This is a genomic window from Candidatus Vagococcus giribetii, assembly GCF_017316185.1.
Classification (GTDB): domain Bacteria; phylum Bacillota; class Bacilli; order Lactobacillales; family Vagococcaceae; genus Vagococcus; species Vagococcus giribetii.
On the sequence record NZ_JAFLVX010000043.1, the window covers coordinates 1 to 1,666 of the forward strand.

1 protein-coding gene is annotated in these 1,666 nt (G+C 31.0%); it reads left to right on the forward strand.

Annotation, left to right across the window (positions count from 1 at the left end):
• The first annotated feature begins 150 nt into the window (after positions 1–150).
• A complete protein-coding gene (locus DOK76_RS12815; protein WP_441006657.1) occupies positions 151–1,593 on the forward strand; it encodes an IS1182 family transposase in 1,443 nt (480 codons plus the stop codon).
• Positions 1,594–1,666 lie beyond the last annotated feature (73 nt).

Sequence of the window (1,666 nt, forward strand, 5' to 3'; positions counted from 1 at the left end):
AATCAACAAAAGGCTTCGTAATAAAAAATAGAGTTAAGAATGAAAAAGAGGCTGAAATTTGAGTCAGCCTCTCAGACTGTAGACAAAGTATCATATTTTTGATACTTTGTCTTTTTTTCTTGGTAAAATAGAGAAAAGGAGTTGGTTTTAATGTTAAAGAAGCAAGATATGAGTAAACGTGGCCAAGTTGGTTTTTATTCTTTAGAAGATTTAGTTCCAAAGGAACATTTATTAAGAGATATTGATAAATACATTGACTTCAATTTTATTTATGACCTTGTTGAAGATAAATATGATGAATCGAATGGCCGTCCTAGTATAGATCCTGTTTTATTAATGAAACTTCCCTTAATCCAATTTCTATATGGAATTAAAAGTATGAGACAAACAATTAAAGACGTTGAAGTTAATATAGCTTATCGTTGGTTTCTAGGTTTAGACATGACGGATTCAGTACCACATTTTTCGACATTTGGAAAAAATTACTCTAGAAGATTTCGCGGCACAGATATTTTTGAACAATTATTTTACGGTATATTAGAACAGTGTGTGGAAGCTAAATTATTGGATACCTCCGAAGTATTTATTGATGGTACTCATGTTAAAGCCCATGCCAATAATAAGAAATATGAAAGTAAAGAAATTATTGAAGAAACACTTTTTTATGTAAAGTCTCTTCAAAAAGAAGTGGAAATAGATAGAGAAAAAAGACTAAAAAAGCCATTAAAAAGAAGAAAGGAAAGTGAGAACCAAGTAAAGTATAAAAAAGTTAGTAAAACTGATGATGAAAGTGGTTGGTTCCATAAAGGAGAACATAAACAGGTCTTTGCTTATGCCACACAAGTGGCATGTGATAAGAACGGTTGGGTTCTAGGTTATACAACTCATCCTGGTAATCAACATGATAGTCGTACGTTTATCGATATCTACAATAAATTACAAAGTCATTTTACCTTAGATAAATTAGTAATGGATGCTGGATACAAAACACCAGGCATTGCTCATTTATTATTTCAAAATAATTTGACACCTGTTTTTCCATATAAAAGACCAATGACCAAAAAAGGATTTTATAAAAAATATGATTATGTTTATGATGAATACTACGATCAATACATTTGCCCTAATATGAAAATTTTAAGCTATACAACAACTAATAGAGACGGATACCGTGAATACAAAAGCAAGGCTGTTGATTGTAATAGTTGCCCTTTGATTGTTAACTGTACTGAATCAAAAGAGAAGAGAAAATTAATTCAACGGCATTTATGGGAAGATGATATGGAGCGTTGTGAAGATATACGTCATTCCGTAGGAATGAAGGCCATATACAATAATCGAAAACAAACAATTGAGCGATTATTTGGAACGGCAAAAGAATTTCATGGACTACGCTACACTAATTTAATTGGCAAAGAAAAAATGCACATGAAAATTGGGCTTACTTTTACATGCCTCAACATCAAAAAATTAGCAAAAATGCTAAAATCAAGAGACCTGGAGGGCTCTATTTTTTTGTCTATTTTTGATTTTTTATCAAAATTAATGATGAGATACAAAAAAACAAACCAATTACTCTCTATGAGTAACTAGTTTGTCTTCAATCTGAAAGGTTGGAAGAATCTTCTTCCAACCTTTTTTTAGTCAACAACTGTCCATTCATTTA

Coding starts and splice junctions, on each gene's coding strand:
- DOK76_RS12815 (WP_441006657.1), top strand. CDS start 151: ATGTTAAAGAAGCAAGATATGAGTAAACGTGGCCAAGTTGGTTTTTAT.